Genomic DNA, 5,988 nt, shown 5'->3' on the forward strand with positions numbered 1-5,988 from the left:
CAGATGCAGACGCTGATTCAGATGCAGATGCAGACAAAGGTCATAATAACAAAGCAGATAAATCAAATAATAACGAATTACCTGATACTGGTAATAATGATCAAAATAATGGCACATTATTTGGTTCATTATTTGCTGCACTTGGAGGATTACTCTTAGTTGGCAGACGTCGTAAAAACGAAAATAATGAAGAAAAATAATAGTTAGACTTCATATTTACACAATGAAATTTAAAACCAGGCCCTTCATGGCCTGGTTTTATTTTAAATACTATGATATGGATTGATAGAAATAAGATAAATAGTTATAAATAAGGAGGAAACTATGGAATTTGAATATAAACTAGAAAAATTATTAACTAAAGTAAATAATAAAACGAAAATTAATAATTATGTTTTTTTAAGTTTGGGTGCCCCTAATATCAAAGCCCAAGTTAAACTATTCAAAAAAACGAATTATCTTACACAAAATATTTCGAAATTAGCACTTAAATTTAAAAAGAAAACAGGTCAGTTTCCAGAATGGATTAAATTAGATATTGTTACATCCACTGAAAAGGTTCAATTTAATGAATTGAAAAAAGCGTTGATTAATACACGACGAAATTATGTGGATTTTGGTATCGCATTTGATAGTCTATGGAATTTAGTCGTTTTACCTGAAGAAATTAATGCGAATGCTTTTATTCGACCAGATAATACAACTAAAGAACTATTTCTTTCTGATAAAAATATTAATAATTATTTACGTAAATACACGACTAACAAAAAGGCGTTTTCAAGTGAATTTTATAACGGAAAAGAAGTTGTTAAATTTTATACACAAGGCTTCTTTATAGATAATGAAGAAGTATATGAACTATACGACAATGGTTATAGAAAAGGTTTAAGAAAAGTAGCTCATTTGGAGAGTGAAATTAATCAATTAATTGAAAGCAGCACTCATTTCTTACAAAATATGTTGTTAGATAATGGTAAATATATTTATGGGTATTTCCCACATTTTGATAATGAAATTGGGTTTTATAATATACTAAGACATTCATCTTCTACATATGCCTTAATAGAGGGATTAGCATATTTAGGTGAAAGTTTGCAACCTGTTGAAAAAGCAATTGATTATGTTATTTCAAATCAATTACTTGAAGTTGAAGATAAAGCATATGTCTATGATGATACGGAAGACACTAATGAAATTAAATTGGGACAAAATGCTTCATTTATATTCGCTGTATGTGAATATTTGAAATATGAGAATAACCCTAAATATCTTGAAGCTGCTCAAAAAGTAGCGAACGGTATTCTTTCAATGATTGATGAAGATACATATGAAACGACGCACTTATTGAATTATCCTGATTTAAGTGTTAAAGAGAAATTCAGAATCATTTATTATGATGGCGAAGCAGCCCTTGCTTTGTTGAGACTATATCAAAGAGATAAAAATGAGTTATGGTTGAAAACTGTAGAAAATTTAATGGATCGTTTCATTGAGAAAAAATATTGGCAATATCATGATCATTGGTTAGGATATTGTACAAATGAATTAGTTCAAATTAATCCTCAAGAAAAATATTTTGAATTTGGTATAAAAAATGTCAATACACATTTAGATTATATTGAACAACGTGAAACGACATTTCCAACATTTTTAGAAATGTTAATGGCAACTTATAAATTAATACAGAAAGCTAAGGCAACAGGTTTCGAACATATCGTTCATCATTTAATAGATGAGCAACGACTGATTGATGTGATTTATACAAGGGCAGAGTATCAACGTGTTGGATTTTTCTATCCAGAAGTAGCAATGTATTTTAAAAATCCAAGTCGTATTCTAGGTAGTTTCTTTATCAAACATCATGGATATCGAGTCAGAATTGATGATATTGAACATTATATTTCAGGTTATGTGCAATTTCAAAAAGCTTTTAAAAAATAAAATATACCCCTTATATTTAGTGAACACATACACTAAATATAGGGGGTATTATTTATTTTCTATATTTTAATCTTGCGAAAGCATCGTGTTGATGAATTGATTCTTCGTTTCGACATTCAATGTCAAAGCCATCAATCCAGTCAAAATCTACTAAATCCGCAGCAATTAAACGAATTAAATCTTCAACGAAACGTGGATTTTCATATGCACGTTCTGTTACGCGTTTTTCATCTGGACGTTTTAAAATTGGATAAAGAATAGAGCTTGCATTTGCTTCCATTGCATCTAAAATCTTTTCTTTGTAATCATCTGTCATTTCAGAATTTTTATCTAAATACACTTTTACTGTTACAACACCACGTTGATTATGAGCAGAGTATTCGCTAATTTCTTTAGAGCAAGGACAAAGTGTCGTTACAGTAGCTGTGATGGTAAGTTCTTTACGCGTTACTTGATCTTTATGAATTGCTAAGCCGTAAGTAACGTCAGCATGACCCACTGCTTTGATATGAGTTACAGGACTATAACGATCAAAGAACCATTTACCTGAAACGTCTACTCCCGCAGCATTCTGTTTCATATTGTCTTGTAATGTACGTAATACTTGATATAGTGTATCGAAATCCAGTTCTAAACCATTATTATAATGTTTCTCAACACTTTCTAAGATACGACTCATGTTAATCCCTTTTTCATCTTTATTTAAGCTTGTTGAGAAACTAAATGTGCCTGCTGTTTGAAATTGATCAATTTTAACAGGATATACTAAGTTTTTAATACCCACTTCTTCAATTTCAAATAAGAAGTTTTTATGTGTACTTTGTAAGTCAGTCATTTCATTTTTAGTTGTAGGTTTTGTACCTTTGATAGGGTCTACTGAACCAAAATGTTTCCAGCGACCTTCTCGAGTAGATAAATCAAATTCAGTCATTCGTTTATTGTACCTCCTCTAATGATTTTAATTATCGAAATGATACGTCCAATAAGGTTCGACTTCTAGAAAACTTTGTGTTTCTCCGCCAACTTCAGGGCTAGCTAATTGTTTTAAGAAAGGACCTGTTTGAGATTTATGAGCTTCAAACGCCTTTAATTTAATCTCTTTATATTGACTAATGTCATTTAATATATCAGGTTCTCCTAAAATATCCGGTGCATCATTACTAAATGCTACGAGTTGAAGTCTTGGACGCTCTTCTTTAGGCAGACGTCCTACTGTTCTTACGACAGCTTCAGCTGTTGCTTCATGGTCTGGATGTACGGCAAATTTTGGATAAAATGAAATAATCACTGATGGATTTGTCTCCTCAATCAATGTTTTTACCATATCATCCATTTGCTCATGCGGCTCAAATTCTACTGTTTTATCTCTTAAACCCATTTTACGTAAATCAGTAATACCAATCACTTTCATAGCATCTTCTAATTCTTTTTCGCGAATATAAGGTAGTGACTCTCTTGTAGCAAAAGGGGGATTGCCTAAATTACGTCCCATTTGTCCTAATGTGAGACAGGCATAAGTGACAGGCACCCCGTTTTCAATATAACTTGCGATCGTCCCAGCAGATGAGAAGGTTTCATCATCGGGATGTGGAAATATCATTAGTACATGTCTTTCATCTTTCATGAATCTTCCTCCTCTATACTGTGAATGGCTGTTCACTGATTTCAATCGTTGCAGCCAACTGTCCTTCGTAATTAAATCCAGCTATTAAAAATTCATTATTATCATTGATTTCATAGTGCGTCAGGCCTTGCACATATACCCAACCTCCATCACGAAGTTTCAACCCAACACGAAATGGGTCTTTATCTCCGCCCTTTAGTTGCGCATGTTCATATGTGATTTGTATATTTCGTAAAAACGTACCTGCATTAAACACACGTTGATCAAAATGGTTAGCATATGCACCATTCGTCGTTTCAACATGCAAATAGACAGGTTTGTTTTCAAATGTAGTTAATAATCGTTGTACTTCTTCAGCTTTAATGGGTTCCAACACGTTCACTCCTTGCAACCATACAATGTGTGTATCTATCTATTTTACTAAAAAGAACGACTGAATTGTATATCTATGCTCAATTTATTTATAAATGAAGGAAAATAATTCGAAGTGATTTAAAGGTTTAAAAATATTTAACATGGGTATTTATACTACTACGACTATGATATGAAAGGATGTTTGTAATGGAATTACAATTAGCAATCGATTTATTAAATAAAGAAGAAGCAGCAAAATTAGCTAAAAAAGTTGAAGAATATGTGGATATCGTAGAAATTGGTACACCTATCGTTATTAATGAAGGATTACCAGCTGTTCAACATTTAAACGAAAATATTAATAATGCTAAAGTGTTAGCTGATTTAAAAATTATGGATGCAGCAGACTATGAAGTAAGCCAAGCTATTAAATTTGGTGCAGATGTTGTGACTATCTTAGGTGTTGCAGAAGATGCTTCAATTAAAGGTGCTGTTGAAGAAGCACACAAACATGGTAAACAATTGTTAGTTGATATGATTGCTGTACAAGATTTAGAAAAACGTGCGAAAGAATTAGATGAAATGGGCGCTGATTATATCGCTGTTCATACTGGTTATGATTTACAAGCTGAAGGACAATCTCCATTAGAAAGCTTACGTACAGTTAAATCAGTCATTAAAAATTCTAAAGTAGCCGTAGCTGGTGGTATTAAACCTGAAACAATTAAAGAAATTGTAGCAGAAGAACCTGACTTAGTTATTGTTGGTGGCGGTATTGCTAACGCAGATGATCCTGTAGAAGCAGCTAAACAATGTCGTGAAGCGATTGAAGGTAAATAAAATGCCAACTTTTAATAATTACCATTTAATATTAGAAGAGATTAATCATACGTTATCTCATCTAGATGATAATGATTATGGACGTTTTGCAAATGAAGTTGTTGGCGCATCTCGTATCTTTACAGCTGGTAAAGGTCGCTCTGGATATGTTGCTAATAGCTTTGCAATGCGTTTGAACCAACTAGGAAAAGATGCATCTGCAATAGGTGAAGCAACAACACCATCTATTAAAGAGCATGATTTATTAATTATTATTTCCGGTTCTGGATCAACAGAACACCTAAGATTATTAGCTGAAAAGGCTCATTCAGTTGGTGCTAAAATTGCTTTAATAACAACTAAAAAAGAATCTAAAATTGGTGATGTTGCTGATACAGTGATTGCTTTACCTGCAGGAACTAAACATGAAGCAGAAGGCTCTGAACAGCCACTAGGTAGTCTATTTGAACAATCTTCACTCATCTTTTTAGATAGTGTCGTGATTGGATTAATGGATGCCTTTAATGTTAATGAAGAAGCAATGCAAAATAATCATGCTAATTTAGAATAAAAACTATCACTCAAATATATTATCGTTCAGATGAATATATTTGAGTGATTTTTTTATGTGTTATTTTTCATATAATGTTAATATAATAATTAATCCAGTTAACATTTAGAGAGGGTCATATGTTAGATATACTAAATAAATTAAATCACTATTCAATAGAACAACCAGATATGATTGCATTATCGTTCGAAGAAGAGGTATTGACATATCAACAACTTTATACAGAAATACAGCAATTAAAATCAGTCTTCATGCATTTACCGAAAGGGTCCCGAGTAGGATTGTTAAGTAAAAGTCCTTTACATAATATGTTGAATTATTTTGCAATATTAGAGCAAGGAAGTATTCCTTGTTTTCTAGATGATCAATGGTCTGAAGTAACAATTCATCAACTGATTGAAACGTATCATATTGACTATCTTGTTGATGAACAACATAGACTGATAAAGACAAAGTATTCTGAAACATATCCTACATATTTACATGAGCAGTCACAAGTCCATCAACTATTACATATTGGTTTTACATCAGGGACAACAGGGTTACCTAAAGCATATTATCGAAATGAACCATCTTGGCTTGCGTCATACAAAGAAAATGAAAAGCTACTTCGTCATAAAGAAAACATACTTGTAGCACCGGGACCACTTGCACATTCACTGTCTTTATACACTTGTAT

General features: G+C 32.1%; 8 protein-coding genes. 5 read left to right on the forward strand and 3 right to left on the reverse strand.

Annotated features, from left to right (window positions below):
* Both HMPREF2647_RS06815 and HMPREF2647_RS06820 read left to right on the forward strand, forming a co-directional pair.
* The coding region (locus HMPREF2647_RS06815) for an LPXTG cell wall anchor domain-containing protein (protein ID WP_141756752.1) at nt 1-200 on the forward strand (200 nt) is incomplete at its 5' end.
* Nucleotides 201-324: 124 nt separating this feature from the next.
* Nucleotides 325-1,941, forward strand: a complete 1,617-nt coding sequence (locus tag HMPREF2647_RS06820) for a poly(glycerol-phosphate) alpha-glucosyltransferase (protein WP_070859761.1) — start codon at nt 325-327, stop codon at nt 1,939-1,941.
* Nucleotides 1,942-1,993: 52 nt separating this feature from the next.
* On the opposite strand, the gene folE2 is transcribed toward HMPREF2647_RS06820, so the two are convergent.
* Genes folE2 through HMPREF2647_RS06835 form a run of 3 tightly spaced genes read right to left on the reverse strand, consistent with a single transcriptional unit; the run spans nt 1,994 to nt 3,941 of the window.
* Nucleotides 1,994-2,872 (reverse strand): GTP cyclohydrolase FolE2, encoded by an 879-nt coding sequence (folE2, locus tag HMPREF2647_RS06825; protein WP_049382086.1) that lies wholly within the window; start codon nt 2,870-2,872, stop codon nt 1,994-1,996.
* 27 nt (nt 2,873-2,899) lie between these two features.
* Nucleotides 2,900-3,565 (reverse strand): bacillithiol biosynthesis deacetylase BshB2, encoded by a 666-nt coding sequence (gene bshB2 / locus HMPREF2647_RS06830; RefSeq protein ID WP_070859763.1) that lies wholly within the window; start codon nt 3,563-3,565, stop codon nt 2,900-2,902.
* 13 nt (nt 3,566-3,578) lie between these two features.
* Nucleotides 3,579-3,941, reverse strand: coding sequence for a YojF family protein (locus HMPREF2647_RS06835; RefSeq protein WP_176746914.1), 363 nt, complete (start codon nt 3,939-3,941; stop codon nt 3,579-3,581).
* A 185-nt stretch (nt 3,942-4,126) separates the two neighbouring features.
* On the opposite strand from HMPREF2647_RS06835, the gene hxlA reads away from it, so the two are divergent.
* From hxlA to HMPREF2647_RS06850, 3 genes are all read left to right on the forward strand, one after another.
* Nucleotides 4,127-4,759: a 3-hexulose-6-phosphate synthase gene (gene hxlA / locus HMPREF2647_RS06840; RefSeq protein WP_002455709.1), complete on the forward strand. Its 633-nt coding sequence runs from the start codon at nt 4,127-4,129 to the stop codon at nt 4,757-4,759.
* A gap of 1 nt (nt 4,760) precedes the next feature.
* Nucleotides 4,761-5,309 carry a 6-phospho-3-hexuloisomerase gene (gene hxlB, locus HMPREF2647_RS06845; RefSeq protein ID WP_070859768.1) on the forward strand — a complete coding sequence of 183 codons (549 nt, stop codon included), beginning with the start codon at nt 4,761-4,763 and terminating at the stop codon, nt 5,307-5,309.
* A 119-nt stretch (nt 5,310-5,428) separates the two neighbouring features.
* The coding region (locus HMPREF2647_RS06850) for an AMP-binding protein (protein WP_141756754.1) at nt 5,429-5,988 on the forward strand (560 nt) is incomplete at its 3' end.

The sequence above is a fragment of the Staphylococcus sp. HMSC035D11 genome, from assembly GCF_001836075.1.
Taxonomy (GTDB): Bacteria; Bacillota; Bacilli; order Staphylococcales; family Staphylococcaceae; genus Staphylococcus; species Staphylococcus hominis.

Excerpts from the sequence above, each read along its gene's own strand:
- HMPREF2647_RS06820 (WP_070859761.1), top strand. The coding sequence starts at position 325 with ATGGAATTTGAATATAAACTAGAAAAATTATTAACTAAAGTAAATAAT.
- bshB2 (WP_070859763.1), bottom strand. The coding sequence starts at position 3,565 with ATGAAAGATGAAAGACATGTACTAATGATATTTCCACATCCCGATGAT.
- hxlA (WP_002455709.1), top strand. The coding sequence starts at position 4,127 with ATGGAATTACAATTAGCAATCGATTTATTAAATAAAGAAGAAGCAGCA.
- folE2 (WP_049382086.1), bottom strand. The coding sequence starts at position 2,872 with ATGACTGAATTTGATTTATCTACTCGAGAAGGTCGCTGGAAACATTTT.
- hxlB (WP_070859768.1), top strand. The coding sequence starts at position 4,761 with ATGCCAACTTTTAATAATTACCATTTAATATTAGAAGAGATTAATCAT.